Origin of the sequence: Ruminococcus sp. J1101004sp1_RTP21198st1_B9_RTP21198_201120 (assembly GCF_040924245.1) — a bacterium.
GTDB lineage: Bacteria > Bacillota > Clostridia > Lachnospirales > Lachnospiraceae > Blautia_A > Blautia_A faecis.
Map to the genome: position 1 here is coordinate 1 of NZ_JBCOMI010000033.1, position 21260 is coordinate 21260.

14 protein-coding genes and 1 pseudogene are annotated in these 21260 nt (G+C 34.8%); all 15 read right to left on the reverse strand.

Going from position 1 to position 21260, the window contains the following annotated elements:
* Positions 1-89: 89 nt before the first annotated feature.
* Positions 90-707 (reverse strand): annotated as a pseudogene (locus AB5618_RS17680) (Rpn family recombination-promoting nuclease/putative transposase); the annotation flags it as partial.
* A 32-nt stretch (positions 708-739) separates the two neighbouring features.
* Positions 740-1888: a cysteine desulfurase family protein gene (locus AB5618_RS17685; RefSeq protein WP_195478638.1), complete on the reverse strand. Its 1149-nt coding sequence runs from the start codon at positions 1886-1888 to the stop codon at positions 740-742.
* A 1-nt stretch (position 1889) separates the two neighbouring features.
* Positions 1890-2273, reverse strand: coding sequence for a DNA sulfur modification protein DndE (gene dndE, locus AB5618_RS17690; protein WP_173772983.1), 384 nt, complete (start codon positions 2271-2273; stop codon positions 1890-1892).
* On the reverse strand, positions 2270-4222 hold the full coding sequence (dndD, locus tag AB5618_RS17695) for a DNA sulfur modification protein DndD (protein WP_173772982.1): 1953 nt from the start codon (positions 4220-4222) through the stop codon (positions 2270-2272). The genes dndE and dndD overlap by 4 nt, the downstream gene beginning before the upstream one ends.
* A gap of 3 nt (positions 4223-4225) precedes the next feature.
* Positions 4226-5725, reverse strand: a complete 1500-nt coding sequence (dndC, locus tag AB5618_RS17700) for a DNA phosphorothioation system sulfurtransferase DndC (RefSeq protein ID WP_173772981.1) — start codon at positions 5723-5725, stop codon at positions 4226-4228.
* Positions 5726-6026: 301 nt separating this feature from the next.
* Positions 6027-9239, reverse strand: coding sequence for a DUF87 domain-containing protein (locus AB5618_RS17705; protein ID WP_368366933.1), 3213 nt, complete (start codon positions 9237-9239; stop codon positions 6027-6029).
* Entirely contained in the window at positions 9196-11232 is a 2037-nt protein-coding gene (locus AB5618_RS17710; protein WP_368366934.1) for a hypothetical protein, read from the reverse strand. Before AB5618_RS17710 ends, AB5618_RS17705 begins: the two co-directional genes overlap by 44 nt.
* Complete coding sequence (dptG, locus tag AB5618_RS17715) at positions 11213-12625, reverse strand: DNA phosphorothioation-dependent restriction protein DptG (RefSeq protein WP_173772979.1); 1413 nt, start codon at positions 12623-12625, stop codon at positions 11213-11215. Before dptG ends, AB5618_RS17710 begins: the two co-directional genes overlap by 20 nt.
* A complete protein-coding gene (gene dptF / locus AB5618_RS17720) occupies positions 12625-14346 on the reverse strand; it encodes a DNA phosphorothioation-dependent restriction protein DptF (RefSeq protein WP_173772978.1) in 1722 nt (573 codons plus the stop codon). Before dptF ends, dptG begins: the two co-directional genes overlap by 1 nt.
* Positions 14347-14410: 64 nt before the next feature.
* The gene (locus AB5618_RS17725; RefSeq protein ID WP_270412974.1) at positions 14411-14929 is read right to left on the reverse strand and encodes a hypothetical protein; all 519 of its coding nucleotides are present in this window, start codon (positions 14927-14929) and stop codon (positions 14411-14413) included.
* 13 nt (positions 14930-14942) lie between these two features.
* A complete protein-coding gene (locus AB5618_RS17730; RefSeq protein WP_368366935.1) occupies positions 14943-16097 on the reverse strand; it encodes an ATP/GTP-binding protein in 1155 nt (384 codons plus the stop codon).
* A 97-nt stretch (positions 16098-16194) separates the two neighbouring features.
* A complete protein-coding gene (locus tag AB5618_RS17735) occupies positions 16195-17184 on the reverse strand; it encodes a YafY family protein (protein ID WP_173772976.1) in 990 nt (329 codons plus the stop codon).
* A 662-nt stretch (positions 17185-17846) separates the two neighbouring features.
* On the reverse strand, positions 17847-18287 hold the full coding sequence (locus tag AB5618_RS17740) for a DUF4869 domain-containing protein (RefSeq protein WP_173772975.1): 441 nt from the start codon (positions 18285-18287) through the stop codon (positions 17847-17849).
* A 125-nt stretch (positions 18288-18412) separates the two neighbouring features.
* Complete coding sequence (gene lysS, locus AB5618_RS17745) at positions 18413-20497, reverse strand: lysine--tRNA ligase (RefSeq protein ID WP_368366936.1); 2085 nt, start codon at positions 20495-20497, stop codon at positions 18413-18415.
* Between the two features lie 12 nt (positions 20498-20509).
* Entirely contained in the window at positions 20510-20992 is a 483-nt protein-coding gene (gene greA, locus AB5618_RS17750) for a transcription elongation factor GreA (protein WP_148461413.1), read from the reverse strand.
* Between the last annotated feature and the right edge of the window lie 268 nt (positions 20993-21260).

Here is a 21260-nt window from a genome sequence, read left to right on the forward strand (position 1 = left end):
TGGGATTTTTTTAATTTTTTATTCTTTTAATTTTGTTTAGGTGGAACTTTTTCTGGAAGTTCACATTCCAACCTTTTAAAATAAAATCATCAGTTCTTAGTTACATTCTGGTGCTTGGCTAGCTCCTGCTTTAGCCGCTGAATTTCAAGTTCCATTTGATGCTTTTCTTTTTCTGCTTTATCTGCGCGGGAATTCGCTTCGTCTGCCTTTTTCTCTGCTATATCCGCGCGTTCCTTTTCTCTCTGCGTATTTCGTCTTTCAGCCTGAATGTCCATTTTTTCCATATTCTCAAACAGATAGCCCATTCCACGACCTCCAATCTCACCCATTAATTCTCTTGCTTCTTCCGTGGGCACATTCATCTTCATCAGTAAAGACCATATAACATTTTTATATATTTCTTTTATCTCTTCCGGAGCATTGCCATATATGGAATCTATCAGTTCTTCGGAAACATTCCTGAACTTTTCATAATCCTCCGGTGTCTGTATTTTATTAATCAGCATCACAAGTGCCATTTCATCACACTTTTTGCTGAGTTCTTCATTGGTATATTGGTTAACACTCACTATCTGATATGCAAAATCAGGGATATACTTTTCCATTCCTTCTGCGAAATCAATCCGATCTTTCAGATGTAAATCAGCTGTCCACTTTTTCGAACCTTCGTAATACACAATTGGAATAATTAATGGATACTTGAAATTTTTCCTTTTGCTGGCATCCTTATTCTATTTTATTATTTCATTTGTTTTGCAATACACAATAATTCCTTAAAGCTACAAAGAGTTTCTTCCTTATCGGTGTCTGGTCCCCAGCTTATTCTTATCGAACTTTCAATTTCTTCTTCCGCAATTCCCATCGCCATTAATACATAACTTGGAGCATAACTTTTAGACGTACATGCAGATCCATTTGACACACTGCAAAATTGTTTAGTTGATATCATCAGCGCCTCTGAAGAAACTCCTTCAATACATAAATTTAAAGTACTCGGAACACAAAATTCCTGATCTCCATTAAAATGATATTGAAGGTCTGAATCCTTAAGCAATTTCAATATCTCAATCTTAATAGCCTGGGTATGTTCATAATTCCGTTTATATTCATTTTGGGCAATTTCACATGCTTTACCACATCCTGCGACTAATGCCACTGGTATCGTTCCAGGCCTAATCCCATGTTCCTGTTGCCCGCCATACAAAATATTCTTCACCGGCGGAAGTTTATATGCCTTTTTCCTCAATATCAAAACACCAATTCCCTGTGGTCCCATCAATTTATGAGCACTAAAAGAAAGCATATTGTACTTAATCTTTCTAACTTCCTCAACCAGTTTTCCACAACTCTGTGTTGCATCTACATGAAAAAGGACATTCCCTTCCTGTAATTTTTCCCCGATTTCTTCTACGGGCTGAATAATTCCAGTTTCATTATTCACATGCATTACGCTCACAAGAAGTGTATTATCCTTCACTTTTGTAAGAATTTCTTCAGCACTTATTCTGCCGCTTATATCTGGTGATACAATATCTACTTCAAAGCCTTCTTTTTCAAGATGTTTTACAGTTTCTAATACCGCCTTATGTTCAATTGATGTTGTAATAATATGCTTTTTATTATTCTTTTCAGCATACTCCCGGAGGCCCTGAATTGCAATATTATTGCTTTCAGTTGCGCCACTGGTAAAAAAAACCTCATCCGAATTGACCTGCAGTAAACTTGCAACCTGTTTTCGCGCTGTTTCAACAACGTTTCGCGCCTTTTCACCAAAATTATGCGTTCTGCTATCAGCATTTCCTATGTCATTTTTATATACATCAATCATAAAATCCAGAACTCTCTCGTCTATAGGAGCGGTTGCATTATAATCTAAATATACACTCATACTACTTCTCCTTTATTGCAAGATTAACTAAATCTTCGGCACTTTTTATAAATCCTGTACCACATAAATGGGCAATTCCTCTTTCCAAATTCAGACGGAAATACTTTGCAACAGTTTCATTGTCTGTAGGTAAATTCATTTTGATACACCAGGCTTTCACTAAAGCCTCATATAACTCATAATACTCTCCGCCAAAAGTAAACCAGGACATTTCCAAATTACTGTCTGCAACAATAGGAATATCTGTAGGAATTGTTTTCTCACTTAATGAATAACAAAGAGCCCATCTGCAAAGAATGTTCCAATTTTTTATTCCTGTTTTTCCCTTTAAACGAGACAATTGGTCTTTCGCTTGTTGAGACAAGCGTATTTGTTTCATTATCATAATTTTGCTCCAATCAAATAACCACGCTCAATAGATGTACTTTTGGAATCCTCATCATATTTCAACGTAAACTCATCCCCTACATTCTCTCTCATTAATTCATAATAATTCTCGTCTATTTCTGAGTCAGTTGATAAAATTATTGTTTGTTCTCCAGCATTTGGAAAATATGTTGTAATTAACGCAGTACGATGCAATGAATCCAACCTTGATAAAGGTGTATCAATTATCACTGGTAACTTCTTTTTCGAACAAATTGCCAATGCCCAAAGTATGGAAATAACCATTAACTGCTGCTCACCAGCTGACAAAGAATCTTTCGGAATCTCTATTCCTTCTTCTGACAAATACTTTAGATCTAACGTTTCAGGGTCCATTACTATTGTTTTGATTAAATTTTTCTTATTCGCCAACTTTGTATAGCAATTAGTAATAGTCTCTGCTAATACATCAATTTTTCTTTTCTGTAATTCAATCTCGTATCTCTCTATAATCTTCAATGCAATATTAGAATACCTTTTAGTTCTATCTGCCTTATCTTTAAGCTCCGCTATGGATAAATATGTTTCCACTTGCTTATTTAATTCAGATGTTGCTGAATTCATTTTAGAGACCGCTTCACTATATCTTTGTTCCAAATCAGCAATTTTAATCTTATCGTCAATAATCTGATTCTCCATAGTCCTTATTTTATTTTGAATATCCTCTAACTCATTTTCATTAATATCCAATGTTAAATAACTCTGCAAATCGCTGATTTGTTCACTTATTTTTATTTTTCTTTCTAAAATAACGCGTGCTTCGGAAACAACATTTTTTAACACACCTTCAACTAAATTATTAGTTTGGAACAGAGCCAATTCGGATAATCCATATATTTGCTCTTTCTGATTTTCTTTAATTCTTCTTTTAACATATTCCACAAAATCAATACTAGATTTCTGACTTCCATTATATTCAGCCTTAAAGTCATCTAAAAAATCATCTAATTGGCATACAGCTTCCTGCATAATCATATCCTGGTGTTCATCAGTTGCCTGTAATTTAACGTCAACAATTAAATCATTTACTAACACCAACGGAAGCAAATCTGCCATTAGCTCAAACAATCTTTCATTTTCACCATCTCGTTCTTTTTCTAGTGCAGATTTTTGACTCTCAATTTCCAACTGTTTTTCAACTGCATTCCCACCTTTAACAGTATAGGATTGGCGTAAAATCTCCAGAGAATCTTGATCTTCCAACAAAATTTGATGCATTTTTTCTAATTCAAGCTCTATATCTCTAACATATTTTATTGAAGCTTCTTTTTCTTCGCGTAATTGATCAATTACATCCTCTGTTTTTTTACCTTTTTCAGCTCTAGTTATTCTTTTTAAATTGCGTAAAATATCACTGCTTAACACATCCAATACCGATATTCCCAGCATAGAACGAATTGAATTCTTAAGTTGAATATTTGTACTATCTACTGCTAATTCGGCGATTTTCTCACCATCAAAGAAAAAGAAACTAGATAATGCACTAGGCAATATGTTTTCAACAAACATTGGCCAATTTGCTGTCAAAAACTCATTAAACATCCCATCTTTATATACATAAATGTGTTCTCTGGTTCGCTTATTAAGCGCATCCCATTCTCTTCTTACTACATAATTTTCTTTGATTGTATTATTAATCTCAAATTCTAGTTCTACTTTACAAATATTATCATCTGCATTTCTATTTATGAAAGATCTTAGATATTGTGAATATGATTTTCGCCCACTTTCTGTATATGCGAATGAATTAGAACCATATAGTGCCAATAAAACAGCTTCTAGAAATGTAGTCTTACCTCTTCCGTTCATACCACCAATCAAAACTACTGGTTTATGACTGTTAAATACAAATTCATTATCGCCTGCATAAACTCCAAAATTATGCATGTGTAGTTTCTTTATTACCATAAATTATTCATCCTCACCATCTTCGAATTCAGTTTCTAATGGTTGATAATCTAAAAATTTCTCATTATATTTTCCGCCATGTGCTTTTTTTCGAACCATCATATCAGAATAAAATTGTGTTGCATCATCTTCATTTCGATAAAAAGTTTTCTCTATAGTACTATTAATACTTTCAAGAATTTCTTTTCTTTGATTTATTCCAGCTGCTTTAATTTCTAAATCTATTAAAGTATACATCATTTCAAAGGATAGTTCTTCATCAGGATACATTTGTTGACAAACACTTTTTAATATCTCCCATTCTTCCTGTCCAAAATTTTCATCATGAATCCATTCCGGATCATCAAATTTTCTGCCCAGCACACGCTCATAAATCTTTGGCAGTGTATCATCAAATTCATGTTTTTTATTTACCCAAATTCTACGAATCGCTCGTAATTCCTCAATTCTTATAAGCTCTAAGTTTTTGAACTCCTCTGGTCCATTTTCATTAATTTCGTTTTGAATACTCAATAATTTTTCAAGCCATTCTTCTCGGATTTCCTTTTTGTATGGACCATGAAATAGTTTACCGTAATTCCCCTGCAAATTTCCCTTCATTCGTCTGAAGCTTCTTCTTCCACGATCCTCTTCCTCATTTCCAAATTCATTTCTAAATTCAAGAAGTGGAGTCATCCACTCTTTCTCTTGATCATTAGCAATCATGGCTTCCATTGATTTATCTTTTTCAACCATTGTGCATACCCAACAGCCAAATCTACTTTTTCCACATGACGGTGCTGACTTATCTACTTGCAGAGGACACTCATTATCAGCAGTGGCTCCTCTATACATTGTCAGTAAATCCATATTTGAATATCCCCATGGATTCTTATATTGCATTAAAAATGTCCAGACATCATCATCACTCCAGTCTTCCATTGGAGAAAAAACAAGCTCATTTGCAAGTGTAGGGTTTGGGCTTAAAAGCTCTCTCACCCTTTTCTTCTCCAGATTTGTCATTGTTCTATTTCTTCTGGCACTTTCCTGTTTTCTTGTGCCAAGAACAAGGATAACTTCACCATGTTCCGCTATTCTTTCTTTAATAAATTTATTAACTGGCTGAATTTTCAAACGATCTGTGCACCAACGATATTTCATTCTCGGAAATGGATATCCTCTTCCAATGAGATTAACCCAAAAAGTATTATCATAATCGGGTTCTAATCTACAAGTAATAAACTTAAGGGATTTTTCTCTTGATTCTTTTTCCATACAATCCAATGATTTTTTAACCCATTTCGATACTACCGGAGATTCTACCAATGTATCTGTATTCATTATATATATTAGCTTCTTTCTCTTCTCACGTGGTAATTTTTCCATCGCAAGCCACACTAGCTGAACAGCTGCAGTACTGTCCTTTCCGCCAGAATATCCGATCATCCACGGAATATCATCTGCCAAATACAGATTTTGTATTGTTACAATTAATCCTTCTATAAAGTCTTTTGTTATAGCCATTTTATTTATTCCTATTCTTTTTGATGTTTCTTGCGATAATAAAATTTTATCACAGGATAAATATATTTATTGTTTATTTTTTATTCTAATATACATTCTATCATAAATTCATTTTCTATAATAGCCCTAAATTCATAAATTTACAAAGGAAAAGATATACTTAAGTAACCACTTGAGTATATCTTTCCTAATACATAATGTCAACTCTAGCAAATCTACCTATTTTCCATCAGCTTAATGTAGGTTACTGTTCACTAGTAGCATAATTACTGTCTCCAAAACATTTTCCCAACAATTGGAATCAGTATAGTTCCTTATACAATTGCCAAAAGGCCTTATCTTTCATATACACCGGCTTATCATTTCCAATTTTCACTACACTATGATGTTTTTCAAGCGTTTTAATTGCATTAAACAAAGCCGAACTTTCCTGGCTTTTTGACTCTGTCTTAAACACAAAATCAATATCTGAATTCTTTAAATCAGACACATTATGAACTACCCAGGTTAATATATACTTTGCATAATCATCATCCCCACTTCCAAAATGTTTTAAGGACTGAGTAGACAAAATCGTTCCAACACCAAATTCCCTTCCCTCTTTCAATATTTTTTTCAAAGAGGGAAAATCACGACTCATAAAATTATCTGCCTCATCAACGAGAATCATCTTTGTAAGTTGTCTATAATTTCCTTCCATTTTACTAGAACCCAAAGCTTGCATCTGTGAATAGAATAAATCTAATGTTATTGCAACAACCAAACTTTGAATATTTTCGTCATATGAAGATAAATCAATTACCACTACTCCATTAAGTATTTCAAATAGTGTTTTAGTATTATTTGGATTCGCCTCAAATACTTCGAACATCATTAAAGTATCCAATGCAGCTGATAAAGAATCACCTTTTTTTATTTCTTCATCATTCATATAGCGCTGATATACTTGATATAAGGTAGGTGCAGGTTCATCCCATGTATCTGGATTTGCAGGCATTATTCCACTCGCTCTATAAGTTTCCAAAATGCATTGCAATAATGTATTTTGCTGCTTGGGACCAAGATTAAATGCTTTTGACAGAGTATCCTTAAATGCATTGGCTGTATGCATTGGCAACAACGGTTTAAACACAGATGATTTTGTCAATGCTAATGGATTAAACGGTAAATGATATGGTTTATATATTGTAGCATTTGTTACTTCAACGAAGTCCGTCTTCGTTTCATTGTAATCACCTTTATAATCAAAAATTAAAATTCCTACAGGTTTTCCCTCTACATTCTTCCCCTGTTCCCTATACATCTGCGTAATCAAGGATTTCGTAAACTGTGTTTTTCCGGTCCCCATTGTTCCTATGATTCCTGTATTTGTATGAAACAACTGAGTCGTGTCATTTGGACTCCAAATTATCGCCGAACCATTCTGGTCATTATTGCCAAATAACACCTGCATACTTTTAGACTCTTCAGCTACTTGACCCTCCTCTTTAGTTTCTGTATGTTGCGCTACTGCAGTTTTATTCTCATCTTCTTTTACAGAAAAAGCGCTACTGTCTTTATCCATACTATCTTGATTTTTTTCTCGTCCTTCAACTACTGTTTCATCAGAGCCTTCCATATGAGACACATGAATTTTTGTCAAATCTCCAGTTAAATTATCAACAGGACAATCAGCCAGAATTAAAAAATCATTATCCTTATGTTCATGAATATTTATATATATTTCCGATACTGTTTTTAAAATAAGATTAAACTCATCATTCTCTGGTACTTCAATGAAGTTTATCGCATCTTCTTTGAAAGATGTTTTTCTTTCAATAACCGCTTTTCTAAACGATAAAACTGCACCTTTTCCTATAAGCTCCTGTATATCCTCTGATAAGACATATTTTTCATTGAGAATTGCCTCTCGGTATTTATCTAAAACTAAATCCCAATCCTGCGAGTCGTCTACGTGGTAAACTTTCATTTTTTTACAACTTGTAACAAGCATTTGCATAAGAAAATTTCTATTAACCTTGTACAAAATTGTATTCTTTAAGCATTCTTCTGGACAGAAAGCATTACGTAACCCATTTGCAGTCGAAGATACTTGCTCAAATGCCTTTTTTATTACAGATGTATCATTATTTCCAGTCTTTACCTCTGTTGGGTACAAATATATCTTAGGCTGTTCACTGCTTTTATTCACGCCAATAAAAAGAAGATCATCACTCGTCGGTCCTTTTTCAAAACCAAGATTTTTTGCAGAAAGTACGCCTTCATCTTTTGACAAACCAGTTCCTCCTGAAACCCTCAGCATTTCCTCCAAAGATATTGGCACCCATACTATATCATCATGTCTCAAAAATGCCAGCATGAATTTAATCGCAGCAACAATACTAATCTTCTCCCTGCTGAAAGTCGAGTCTTTCGCTCCTCTCTTTGAAGAAACAAGGCGTAATAACCAGTCTCCGTTAATTGCATTAAACAGATTAATAATATTATGAACATCATTAAAATTTGCTTCAACACCTTTTAGTTTTAAATACTCCTGGATAACCATTGAGTACTGTTGTGACTTGTGCGTTACCGTAATGGCGTCATATCCACTACTTGATGTATACTGGTCACTGTAATGAATAATTAACAAATCGCTATTAGCCTCTTTTTCACTAAAAAAATCCAAATCAACCTTAGGATCCACAAATACTACCCAATTAGAATTTTTGTAAATATAATCCATTTTATGTTCCGCAGTTTCATCAATCTGCGTAGAAATACTTGTCTCCTCATGATACGGATTTCCCGTTGATTCAACCTGCATTAATGCATTGCACTTAGATGCCAATTCCACAATTGGCGTTTTTTCTGCATATTTAGAACCATATCCCGTCCTGTACTTATGTCCATATTTGCTTGATGGAATTCCAGATAAAAGCCCTTCTAAAGATACTCCTGTCTCAATCTGACTCATTGTTGCCTGCTCTGAGGTAATTTCTGACTCCATTTCATAAAATGTCACATGCGCATATTCATATGATTTTCCACTATCTTTATGAAAATAGCATGAAATATTTTTTGAAATAATTCCCTCCAAATTATTCATGGATTTTCCGCTCTCAACGAAAAGCTTTTGTTCCTCCAAATAATTTTTTAATGTGGCATATTCCTTTATATTTGAAAATACATTGTTTACTACATCATCTGTATAAATATGAAGTTCAAACTTAACTAATTTATCAATATCAGCATTCCGATTAATTGCATGCACCAAAAACTGAGCAAGTCCCAAAAACACCTCACTACAGTCTCCCATATTTATTAAATTGATCCTTACCGTTTTGTTATTGATATCATCAAAAATATATCTAAAATGTGATATAAATTCTGATATTTTCTCTTCAACAAGCCTAGGCACATATCGTCTACCACCACGATATTTTTTATTCTCAACAGGAGCATAATACTTCCACTCCTGAGAATAGAGCTCATCGGAAAGGGTGAAATGGCGTAAACAATATTTCTTCAGCATTTCTTCCCACTTCAATCGTACCAATTTGAAGAGCAGATTCCTGTTCTGGAGATAAAATCTCGCCATCTTGTAATGAAGCGTAACAGTCTTTAAATGCTTCTATATATGCACTAACAAAGCTCTTTAAACCACCACCTAAATAAGCTAACGTAGGAATTGTTTTTTCTTCTTCAAAAGCTGATAATAATTCTGTATAAGCTTTCGCCAACTTTTCTGGCACTTTAAGTTCCTTTTTTTCCAACACGACTTTGTCTGATGTGTAAAAATTTCTTATCTGTCCATATATTGCTTTCTGAGATACAATCTCCTTTTCTATTCTTAATTCTCTAAGTAAATTAGTTTTCGCAAAATATTCCTGAGCATCAGTTTGAATTGCATCATTTTCAAATACAAAACTTTTCTTTGCAGCCAGCTTTTCCTTTAAAATCCTCCTTCCTATAATCTCTTGACTCTTAGGCTCATCTGGGTACAAAACAAAAGGAACAATTACTCCAGAAAAATTAATATCAATCTTTATCCCACTGCCTAAATTCACTAATTCATTTTCAGAACTATAGATGTAAAGCCTTTCACCACATTTGCAACTATAAATCTCATTATCACCTAATTTACATTTTCGAATATCTTCTGCACCTTTATTAAATACTAAGTCAGTACCAACACCAACCAGTTTAATACGGCAATTGGATTTTTTTGGCTTATAAACAATAGAAAAGCTATGTTTTACTGTAGGAAGTATAAACTGCGCAGGCATATCCATAATAGCAATTTTAAAAATATAAGTTATATTATTCGATTTATCTTCAATCTGAATTTTATGAAAACTAATTTCTTCTCTTATAAATTTAAAAATAATGCTTTTGCCCTTCTTCGTATACTCTGCATCATCTGCAACAATTGCATTATTCAATACTGTAATATTACAAGACACCTTCAAATGTATTGAAGCATATTGGTCTGAATTAAATATAAGAATATTTTTAGTTCGTTTTTTTGCAGTTTGAGACCCTTCATTACGAATTATTACCTGATCATTTACTGCAAGTGCATTGATAGGCAAATCTCCATAAACCACAATGTCCTCATTTTCAATATTTAATGGGTTCTCCATTTTAGCTTGCTTTTTTTCCATTGCAGCAACAATACTGGCATATGTAAATGTTTCGCTCCACTTTTCTGAATTTCTTTTATATTCACGTTCAATATCATTAATAATATTGGTATCCAATGTCTTTGACATTTCCGCCTCAAGATTTCCAAATCTAAGTCCTCGGTCAATTCTTTCATATAATATATTATTCTCTTTTATTATTTTATCGATTTTAGCATCGCTTTCATTTTGGTAATCTGTCTTGCCTGCAACTGCAAATAAGCGAAAGCTCTGATAATTACTCTGGTCAATTTTTCCACTACTCATAATAGATAATAAATCACGATATTCATAAATAGATGATTTATCACTAAATACATCTGTATCTCTTCTATTTAATTCAAATTGTAGGACTCTCTTTTCCAAATTGGCAAGCTCTGTACTACTTTCCACCTTCTCTTTAATCTCAACCATCAGCTGCTCTGAGTAAAAAGGCATACCATTTGCAGCCATATCTCTTGAGCCACTTTTAGCACTATCAATAGGATTAGAAGATATCATCAACAATGATTTCTGCATAGAATTAGCCGCATTTCTTAATGTCGCACAAAGAAAATCATTCGTCATTCCATCAATTTGTGCCGCAATAATTACTTCATCATTTTTTACTTTTAGAGTATATGTTTTATATACAGAATTATCCCTGCACACAAGTTCATATATTCCGATTATTTTATTTTCTTCTGCAAGATGTTTCAGAGCAGAAGAAACCTTAGCAACCATATCATCATTATCCAGTTTTAAGCAAAAACTCTCTCCCTTTAATAATGTTCCATCAGATGCTGCTTTCTGAAAGAAACTGTTTACTTTTTTTGCAATAAACTCATAAAATTCGTTTAACATACTGTGCATCCCCACTGTCACTCTTTCTGTCAATCAGATTCAATTTCGTAAAGAACTCCTGTAAATATTCTCTTGAAGTATTGTCTAAACAAATTCCTCTCAATTCATATTCTTTAAACAGTTTATTTAACCGTATTTTCTCCTCATTTCTAAGACAAATTTTAGTTAAAAAAATTATGTCCCGCTCTGTTAGGTTTAAAACTAATCCTGATTTTTTTCGATTCTTAACCCAACGTTCTTTGCAAAACCCAGAAAATTTTTCACTGTAAGCCTGATTCGCTCTTTGTCGTTCTGTATGCAAAAACTGTAACTCAACGCAATCAAATAAATGCCTTATTGCAGTTTCCGTTTTAGAACTCCCTTCCTTATATGAAATATCTGAAAATCCTTTAAAATCTCCAACATATGAACAATACGTAGCCTCTGCTTTTTCAACTTCAGCAGCTATTTCTTCATCAAAATAAGGAGCACTTCCTGCCAGCTGACTTAAGGATATATAATCTACTTTCTCTTCATCCTCTGTCTGATTTAAAATCTTCAATGTTATAGCATGACTAAACATATGATTGATACTATCCTGAAGTCTATTCCATCCTTCTTCACAGCATTTTCTATTTTTACTGACTTTTTCCCAATCAACTGCATAATAAAGTTTTTCTTCACCAGTTCTCTTTCCCGTACAAAACTGATCCAAAATAATACACGTCTGAGATACATAATAAAAATAATATACAGCTAATAAATTTGCCAGATCCTCCTGTGAAGTCATTCCAGACTCTAACATAAAGTAAAAATCATTTTTGAATCTCTCTTGAATATCATTCTTAATAATAAAATATTCTTTTCTATTACCGCCTTCCAGTGCCTTATTAGACTCTATATTTTTTATAACTAGTTCTTCCAAAACATTATATTTATATGTGTTCTTCACATCTTCTATTTTCTTACAATCATCATCATTCATATCCAAAATAGAAAATAAAAAATGAGCTAAACTCTCAACGCTTTTATTATTTGCCAAAGTTTGATACGGATACAATCCTAAATTATATGCTACAAAACCATCTTTAGAAAAAAATAAACTTCGGATCATATCTTTAAAGTAATCAGTATCTTCCTCTTCAATCTCCAATTCTTCTAAAAGCTTAGCGCATAGAGTATTATATTCTATTGGTTCTGTTTTCTTTTTTAACACTTCTCTAAAAAATCCGCTTACTACAGTTTCCAGCTCTGTAACAATTGGTGCCTGTGCCTTTCCCGTTGCTTTATATGGAAACACTTGAAAATTCCCATCTGGTCTATGAGTAATTCTTACGGAATCAATAGACTTATCAGTTATATCCTTCGCATTAAAGTTTTCTTTGAATTTTTCTACACTAAACCTGTATCCCATTATTTCACCACCTTAAACTTATACCCAAACATACGCTTAGCAATTGACGCCTTAGTTCCATTTCCCGATAGAATAGTCAACGTTTTATCCAATGATCCTGTTTGCAAAATTCGATTAATAAAACTTATAAATTCAGCATGATTATTTCTATCATTCGCAGTTTGAATATAACCACGATTTAGCTTATCTAATAATTCATATAATGAATAATCAATATCAAGCTTAATTTTTTCTTCATTTTTCCCTTCAAAAGCAACTGTAATAGATGGAATAAATCTCTGTAATTCTTCTTTTTCTTCCAGATATGGAACATTCTCTGCCTTTGGAACCATTTCAATTTTTTCATATAGTGAAAATCCACCACGTTTTTCCAAGCAACAATTCCCCTCTTCATCACCATTGCACCATTGCATTACAGCTTTTTCAACTAATGCATAAACTCTATTCAATTTCCTAAACATGCCAGAATTATACCAGTATAAATCTTGTAAATAATTTTTATAAGTTTCTTCCGAAGCCATACCTTTATCTAGTGTTTCCATTCTAGCAACAAGGCTGTAAAAATTCGCTTTTATTGTTTTATCTGTATTTATTTTTTCAAGCATATTATCATCACAAATCACACTATAATATGGGCTGTTTTCAAATACTCTTTTAATTTCTTGCGACACATTTGAACTGACATAATAAGACACAGCAGCCTCATCTGCTTCTTCAGACCTTAGTAATAAAGGATCATGCCTTTTAAGCATATTCATTAATGCAGTTATATCTGCCGATTCAAATAATAGTGCTGGTGTGATTTGTTTTACAAATTCTTTTAAGTACGCAGAATTATCTATACATAAATTATGAAAATGATTAACACTAAAACGTGGTGAGACAATTATATCATATATAAAATTCAAAATTTCTCTTGTAGTTAAAATCATCTTATCCTGAATAATTGTTTTTACAAGTAATTCAGCCACAAATCTTTGACGTTTTTTGTCTTTCATATAATCATAGTTCAATTTGACAGGACACTTTTTGGCAAGAGAGCAATTTAAGCATTCTTTCGAATATGTTTTATAGAACAGATTCTCCTCATCTGCAATAAACACTTTTTCCAATAATTTTTCTATGTAGTCAGCGTGAATTCCCTCCGCAGAGAGACTATATAAATTATAATCAGAAAAACTAATATGCTGAAAATTACTTTCACAATCATATTCATTATTATTCACTCGCGAAGTAAGTATATCACTATTCTCAATGTATTTTCTCAAAGTACAAAAATGATCCGCATATTTTGAATCTATAAAGTTACTAAGAACGCCTAAATTAATTGCCAAAATAACATTTTGCCCAAGTGATGCTAAATTCTCGTCTCTATAATCAGATAGAAATTCATTTAGTGTTTCAATCGCTGTTTTTGACGGGGCACTACTTTCAGTCGCATCATTATAAACGAAATAGTCATCTATCAAATGCTCTTCGTCCAAGTTTTTTAAGTAAGATAAAAGATGTGACTTACCATCGCCAGCACTTCCACATAATAATACCAGTGTCTTTTTTCCAGAGGCATTAACCTTACGAAGAAGCCCCTTAAGATCTTCCTCCATCTTTCGAACTACATGCATATAACTTTTGAATTGATCAAATTTCTCCACATTATCAATAGAATCACTTGATGATTTTCTTAATCTATTAAGTTCATTTATAAATTTACAATTTTTCATTACGTCCCCCATTAGCAATTTTTCTAAAAGTCTATAATTCAATTTAACGTGATCATCTTAACTCCTATTTCAACAAATCAAGTAATGTATACTCTCCTTTTGGAATCCTCGCAGTTCTGTGATATTCTTTTATTGCTGACACAAGAATCTGGGAATCCGAAAAATAATTAAACACATAGTCATAAGACTTTACCTCTGGCATTCTAAGATTTTCTTTACAAAAATCACTTGGTTTTTTTCCGGACTTTTTAAATTCTTTGTATTGATTTTCGGCAAAGATAATCAACATTTCAATTTCCGGTGCAGTTATTACATTGATAACATCTATTTTATGTTCATACGCTTTGCCAATTTTAAATTTTTCTCTTCTTGAATCCAATATCCGAATCACTGATATTTTATCCGCAAACCCTTTTCTCAAATACTTCTGTTCAAATTTATTTCCCTCCCTGCAACGAATTACCGCTTCTTCTAACATTTCTTCTCGTGAAAACACAAGCAAATCAGCATCAAGAAGAATATCCATAACGGCATTTTCCGCTGCACCCTCACATATACAAGCTTTATATTTTGCCAACTCCATAGCACACCTCCATTTATTTCAGAGATGCAGCTATACTTTTCTTCAACTGCATATATGCTTCATAAGTAGGTGTCGTTCCTTCCAGGAATCCGCTCTGGTAAGCATCACTTTTTTTAATATCATTCCTTTTTAAAATATTGGAAAGATTTTCGGCTGTAATGCCATTTCGGTTTCTGGTAATAAATATACTATCGTTACGATCATATTCATCTAAAAGCTCTGAATAATGAGTAGAAAAAATCAGCATTCCTCCATTTTTGTTCAGCTTTCCATCCAGGAAGAACCGGATTAAAGTGCTTACGATTTCCTTGTTGAAATGATTCTCAATCTCATCCACAACCAGGCAGCCCCCCTCTTTCAGAACCTCCTGTGCAAGTGTAAAAGTAATCATGCCTTTTATCGTTCCGGACGAAAGATAATTATTCAGTTCTATAGAACTATTTAAAATAATCTCTTCTTTCTCCTTAAATTTCAAATGAATTATTGGTTTCTCATTTTTTTCTTCAAAATATAAATATTCAATTGTCGGATCCAAATAAGAAATAATCTCCGTTGGAATACATTCGGAAAATGGTAATACATTCATATTAGTAAAGAACAGCAAACTGACTACCTTGATATGTTCACCGTTTTTCTTATTGTAAGCGATCATAATGCTCACATCATCAGACAAAAAACTTTCCTGCTCATTTCGAACTATAATTGGTTCTCTCCCATCAAAATCCAGCATAGTTTTACGCGTTGTTACTTCTTCAATATTCTTCGTCCACAACGATTCCGAATCAATCTGATATACTACCCCTTCTACTTTAACGTTCTTAGATGTAATAACTGTCTCTAATCTACAAATTTCTTCATTAACTTCTGAATAAAAATATATATTCAAGACCGCTTTTTCCGTATTTCCTAATATATCTTTTGTATTGATATGATTGATTGGTTCGTTATTTATGATTCCCAATGCAAGAATAAGAACCTTCAATACAGAGGTCTTTCCAGAGGCATTGATTCCTATAAATGCATTAGATGGATTTAAATATATATTGGAAAACAACGAATATAAATTTATTTTATCTTCCTCTGCCACTCTTTGCTGCGCATAAAAAGGCAAATCCAATTTTTCTTTAAACAATGGCAACCCTTGTGCTGTGACTCTTAATAATTTCATTTAGTCCTCCAAATTTAAAAACGTTTTTTGCGTTGATATTTTATATTTATTACTATTATATCCATATCTTCATAATTTATCAACGTATAATTCGTTTTTATTTATACTGTCCAACCAACCTCCCAATCTCCCCTTTCATCATCTCCACCACATCATCCGGTCCAAGAATTTTTATATTTTCTCCCAGTGAAAACACCCACCCCAGGAACTGTTTGCTGACGTGTATATCTACACTCACGGTGAAGTGCTCGTTGTCCGCTGGAATCATCATTACATCTTTGCCAAAACGGTCAATAATTACACCTGCCAGATTATTCTTTACCAGTAATTTTACTGTCCGTTCTTTTCCACCAAACATTCCAAAACTTTTCTTCGCATAATCTGCCATATCCAGCTTTTTAAAATGTTCATTTCCTTCTCTGCTTTCTTTTGATAGTTTGATATGCAGCATCTTGTCCACGCGGAAATGCTTAATCTTTTCTTCTTCTGAGTCATATCCGACCAGATAATAATTTTCATTATTCCAGGATAAGCCCCAGGGACTAATGTGATACCAGGCACCACTGTGGCGAAGTTCCATTTCTTTTTTCTCATTCCACTGATAATACTGGAACTTGATCTTTTTATCCGCTGAAATTGCATTGTGAATCGCATCTACTGTGTAATAGATACTCTCATTCATGGTTTTAATTCTTCCAGATACAAATACCTGGCGTTGCAGTTTCTGGGCATCATATTTACTTACCAGGGTTTCCAGTTTTTTGATCAATGCATTTGATTTTTTCTCTGTGATAAATTTCGAAGACTGGATTGCATCAACCAAAAGTTTTAATTCCGGGAGTTCAAAGGCACGATCTACAACATGATAATGATAGCGGTTTCCATCTGGTTCTCCCTCTACCTCAATACCAAGAACACTCAAATCTCTCAGATCATTATATATACTTTTCCGGTCTGCCGTGATATCATATTTGGCCAGTTCTTTCATGATTTCAGGCATGGTAATATAATGCTCATCATCTGTCTTCTCCTGCATGATCTGAGCAAGCCGGTATAATTTGAATTTCTGGTTACTTCCTTTTGGCATCTGACCCATCTCCTTTTATCAAGTGATAAGTCCAGTATACCATATTGCTATTGTGATTGTCCCTTTCTTTGCAACATCGCCTTTAATCATTCATATAATCATAGTAATCGGATTCGCTGGCAAACAAGATATATTTACCATTTACCAAACCCATGTAACCATCACCTGTATTAAATCCCTTCATCACCAGTTTCTCCATTTCTTTGAATTTCTGATTTAACCTTCTTTAATGGTTACAGTTTACAGCAATAGGTGGGGTATAAAAATCCCAGATAAACTTATTCTTATATACAAAATGGAGACAGCCCTAAGGACTGTCTCCAATAAACTTTAAAATCTTTCGCTTCTATAACACTTCAAACTCACTTCAATGTCCACTTCAAAGTTACTTCAAACAATCTTCATTTTACTTTGAAGCATTTTCATTTAAACCGTTTTAATTCTTCCCCTTCCACTTTCTGAAGCTATCTTGTCAGCTTTATACCTTCAATACTATCTACTATAGCTTTCCGATTTCGCTCATGCAGGTACACCGGATTCAGTTTGCTTTCCCAGTAGCACTATCACCTTTGATAATTGTAATATTACGCTTTATTTCAAACTCATAATGCAATTTATTATTTTTTACAACTACTTTATGTTTACCTTTCATTCATTATCCCCTAAACATACTCTCCAGCAATAGCCAAAAATTCCTGCATATTATGAACGATCTGGTTTGTATTTAACACCTTAGCTTCGAATTTTCCCTCTCCAAAGTCCATAATATGGCGAAGATTTATCGTCAAGTCTTTATTTTCCGCAATTTGCATTATCCATTTTGCACAGTTGTCACCGCACACAGAGGCATTAAACACCCGATCATTTTCATCAAATGCCATGAGCATCAATGTTTTTACTCCACCCGATAAAGCTTTAGGAGATATCGGACCTAACACAGGGCTCTCAATTAAATGTGCCCCTACTACTTTCGATTTATCTACATCAAAAATCATCTCAACAGATAACGGATTTGTAATCCATTCATCCTCATACATATTATCAAAGTATGTGGGATGATGATAAACAGCCTCTTTCATATCACCTAAATAAATGTTTAACATTTAGCACCCCATATAATCAATACAGTCTGTGAAGTCCATAATTCATCATCTTCTTTTATTATATACACAAAGAGACCGGATCACCAGTTCCAGTCTCTTTTATTTTTATTATTCTCTTGTATAAATTAATACAACTTCGCACCCGCCGGAATATGGTTATCCACCATCAGAAGATGAAGTTTCTCTTCTCCCTCTTCCTCATGAATAGCGCTAAGGAGCATTCCGCAGGATTCAATTCCCATCATAGCTCTTGGCGGCAGGTTTGTGATTGCGATTAATGTTTTACCAACCAGTTCTTCCGGCTCGTAGAATGCATGGATTCCAGAAAGGATGGTACGGTCTGTACCGGTTCCGTCATCCAGTGTGAACTGAAGAAGTTTCTTGGATTTCTTAACAGCTTCGCAAGCCTTTACCTTAACAGCTCTGAAATCAGATTTGCTGAAGGTATCGAAATCTACCTGCTCTTCAAACAGCGGCTCAATTGTTACCTTGGAGAAGTCGATCTTCTCGTTTGGTGTAAAGAAGCCATTGTTGTCACCTGCCGGTGCTGCAACTTCTACGTTCTCTGCGGAAGCAGCGCTTCCTGCCTGAGCAGCATTATTTGCTTCGTTCTTAGCAGCGCCCTGGCTCTTCATTGTGGGGAAGAGCAGTACGTCACGGATGGCCTGGCTATCGGTGAGAAGCATAACCAGACGGTCGATTCCGTATCCAATACCACCTGTCGGCGGCATACCAATCTCAAGTGCATTCAGGAAGTCTTCATCTGTATGGTTAGCTTCCTCGTCACCAGCGTCTGCAAGAGCATCCTGTGCTTTGAAACGCTCGCGCTGATCGATCGGGTCGTTCAGCTCGGAGTATGCGTTACACATCTCCCATGTGTTGATGAAAAGCTCGAAACGCTCTACCTTGCTCGGATCAGTAGGTTTCTTCTTGGTCAGAGGAGAAATCTCGATCGGATGATCCATAATGAATGTTGGCTGGATCAGCTCTTTCTCGCAGTATTCCTCGAAGAAGAGATTGATGATATCACCTTTCTTGTGACGCTCCTCATACTCAATATGATGCTCAGCAGCAAGCTTCTTGGCAGCTTCATCATCAGGTACCTGATCGAAGTCGATTCCTGCATATTTCTTGATTGCATCGTTCATAGTCAGACGTTCGAATGGTTTGCTAAGGTCAATCTCGATACCATTATAGGAAATCTTCGCAGATCCGCACACCTTCTCTGCCAGGTAACGGAACATGGATTCCGTAAGTTCCATCATTCCTTCATAATCTGTATATGCCTGGTAAAGCTCCATCAGTGTAAATTCTGGATTGTGACGGGTATCAACACCCTCATTACGGAATACACGGCCAATCTCGTAGACTCTTTCAAGTCCGCCAACGATCAGTCGTTTCAGATAAAGTTCCAGTGAAATACGAAGCTTAACATCTTCATTCAGTGCATTGTAATGTGTCTCAAATGGTCTGGCAGCTGCACCACCAGCATTGGAAACCAGCATTGGAGTCTCTACTTCCATGAAGTCACGGCCAGCAAGGAAGTTTCGGATCTCTTTAATGACCTGAGAGCGCTTGATAAATACGTTCTTGCTCTCCTGGTTCATGATCAGATCTACATATCTCTGACGATAACGCATATCTGTATCTGTCAGTCCGTGGAATTTCTCCGGAAGGATCTGCAGGCTCTTTGATAAAAGAGTCATTTTCTCTGCATGAATAGAAATCTCACCGGTTCTGGTTCTAAATGCAAAACCTTCCAGACCGAAGATATCGCCGATATCAGATTTCTTAAAGTCTGCATAAGAATCTGCTCCGATAGCGTCTCTTGCAACATATACCTGAATGTTTCCCTGTAAGTCCTGGATATTGCAGAAAGAAGCTTTTCCCATGACTCTCTTGAACATCATACGTCCAGCGATTGCCACATGGAGCGGGCTGGCATCCATAATACTTCTTCTCTCTTCGTAGTCGTTCTTCTGAACTTCCTTCGCCTGCTCTTCATCAAGACCTGTTACATCCGGCTCTGTACGATCCTTCAGCAGCTCTGCTTCGTGTGCCTCATAAAGGTTCTTTACTTCCAATGAATGATGGGTCTGATTAAATTTTGTTATCTGAAATGGATCCTTGCCATTCGCCTGAAGCTCTGCCAGTTTATCACGGCGGATTTTCAGAAGCTGATTCAGATCCTGATTCTTCTGTTCTGCCACTTTTGTGCCTCCTTAAATATTACGCTGGATTTCCAGCACTTTGTACTTCATGATACCGGATGGCAGCTCTACTTCTACAATATCACCTGTGTGTGCGCCCATAAGAGCCTTTCCTACAGGAGATTCATTAGAAATCTTGCCTTCCAGGCTGTTTGCCTCTGTGGAGCCAACCAGCTTCAGTTCTATATCTTCGTCAAACTCGAAGTCATGTACTCTTACTTTACATCCTACGCTGATCTTGTCAAGATCGACTTCGTCCTCAACTACAACCTCAGCGTTCTTCAGGATTTTCTCAATTTCTTCAATACGCGCTTCGATATCTCTCTGCTCATCTTTAGCTGCATCGTACTCTGCATTCTCGGACAGGTCTCCCTGCTCTCTTGCCTCTTTGATCTTACCTGCTACTTCTTTTCTTTTTACTACCTTTAAATCATGCAGCTCTTCTTCCAGTTTTTTAAGTCCTGCATAGGTTAGTAAGTTCTTCTTTTCTTCCATTATAGCCTTACTCCCTTTCATTCCGGCGGCTTGTCGCCCCGTATCATACATTTCTTATATGCTGTTTCTCCCGGAAAATTCCATTACTATAAAAGTCCTGAACAAAAAGCTGCAGAAATATACCAACCACAGATAACATTCATTCGCCAAACAGTCCACTTTTATAATTGTTAATGCCTGCAGAAGCAGACATTTCATTACCCAAAAGGGTACAAATTCACTAGGATATTCACAGTTTCACCATTATAGCTAAATCAACAGGCATTGT

Excerpts from the sequence above, each read along its gene's own strand:
- dptG (WP_173772979.1), bottom strand. The coding sequence starts at position 12,625 with ATGGGATACAGGTTTAGTGTAGAAAAATTCAAAGAAAACTTTAATGCG.
- AB5618_RS17725 (WP_270412974.1), bottom strand. The coding sequence starts at position 14,929 with ATGGAGTTGGCAAAATATAAAGCTTGTATATGTGAGGGTGCAGCGGAA.
- AB5618_RS17740 (WP_173772975.1), bottom strand. The coding sequence starts at position 18,287 with ATGTTAAACATTTATTTAGGTGATATGAAAGAGGCTGTTTATCATCAT.
- dptF (WP_173772978.1), bottom strand. The coding sequence starts at position 14,346 with ATGAAAAATTGTAAATTTATAAATGAACTTAATAGATTAAGAAAATCA.
- dndD (WP_173772982.1), bottom strand. The coding sequence starts at position 4,222 with ATGGTAATAAAGAAACTACACATGCATAATTTTGGAGTTTATGCAGGC.
- AB5618_RS17705 (WP_368366933.1), bottom strand. The coding sequence starts at position 9,239 with ATGCTGAAGAAATATTGTTTACGCCATTTCACCCTTTCCGATGAGCTC.
- dndE (WP_173772983.1), bottom strand. The coding sequence starts at position 2,273 with ATGATAATGAAACAAATACGCTTGTCTCAACAAGCGAAAGACCAATTG.
- AB5618_RS17685 (WP_195478638.1), bottom strand. The coding sequence starts at position 1,888 with ATGAGTGTATATTTAGATTATAATGCAACCGCTCCTATAGACGAGAGA.
- AB5618_RS17735 (WP_173772976.1), bottom strand. The coding sequence starts at position 17,184 with ATGCCAAAAGGAAGTAACCAGAAATTCAAATTATACCGGCTTGCTCAG.
- dndC (WP_173772981.1), bottom strand. The coding sequence starts at position 5,725 with ATGGCTATAACAAAAGACTTTATAGAAGGATTAATTGTAACAATACAA.
- AB5618_RS17710 (WP_368366934.1), bottom strand. The coding sequence starts at position 11,232 with ATGTTAAACGAATTTTATGAGTTTATTGCAAAAAAAGTAAACAGTTTC.
- AB5618_RS17730 (WP_368366935.1), bottom strand. The coding sequence starts at position 16,097 with ATGAAATTATTAAGAGTCACAGCACAAGGGTTGCCATTGTTTAAAGAA.
- greA (WP_148461413.1), bottom strand. The coding sequence starts at position 20,992 with ATGGAAGAAAAGAAGAACTTACTAACCTATGCAGGACTTAAAAAACTG.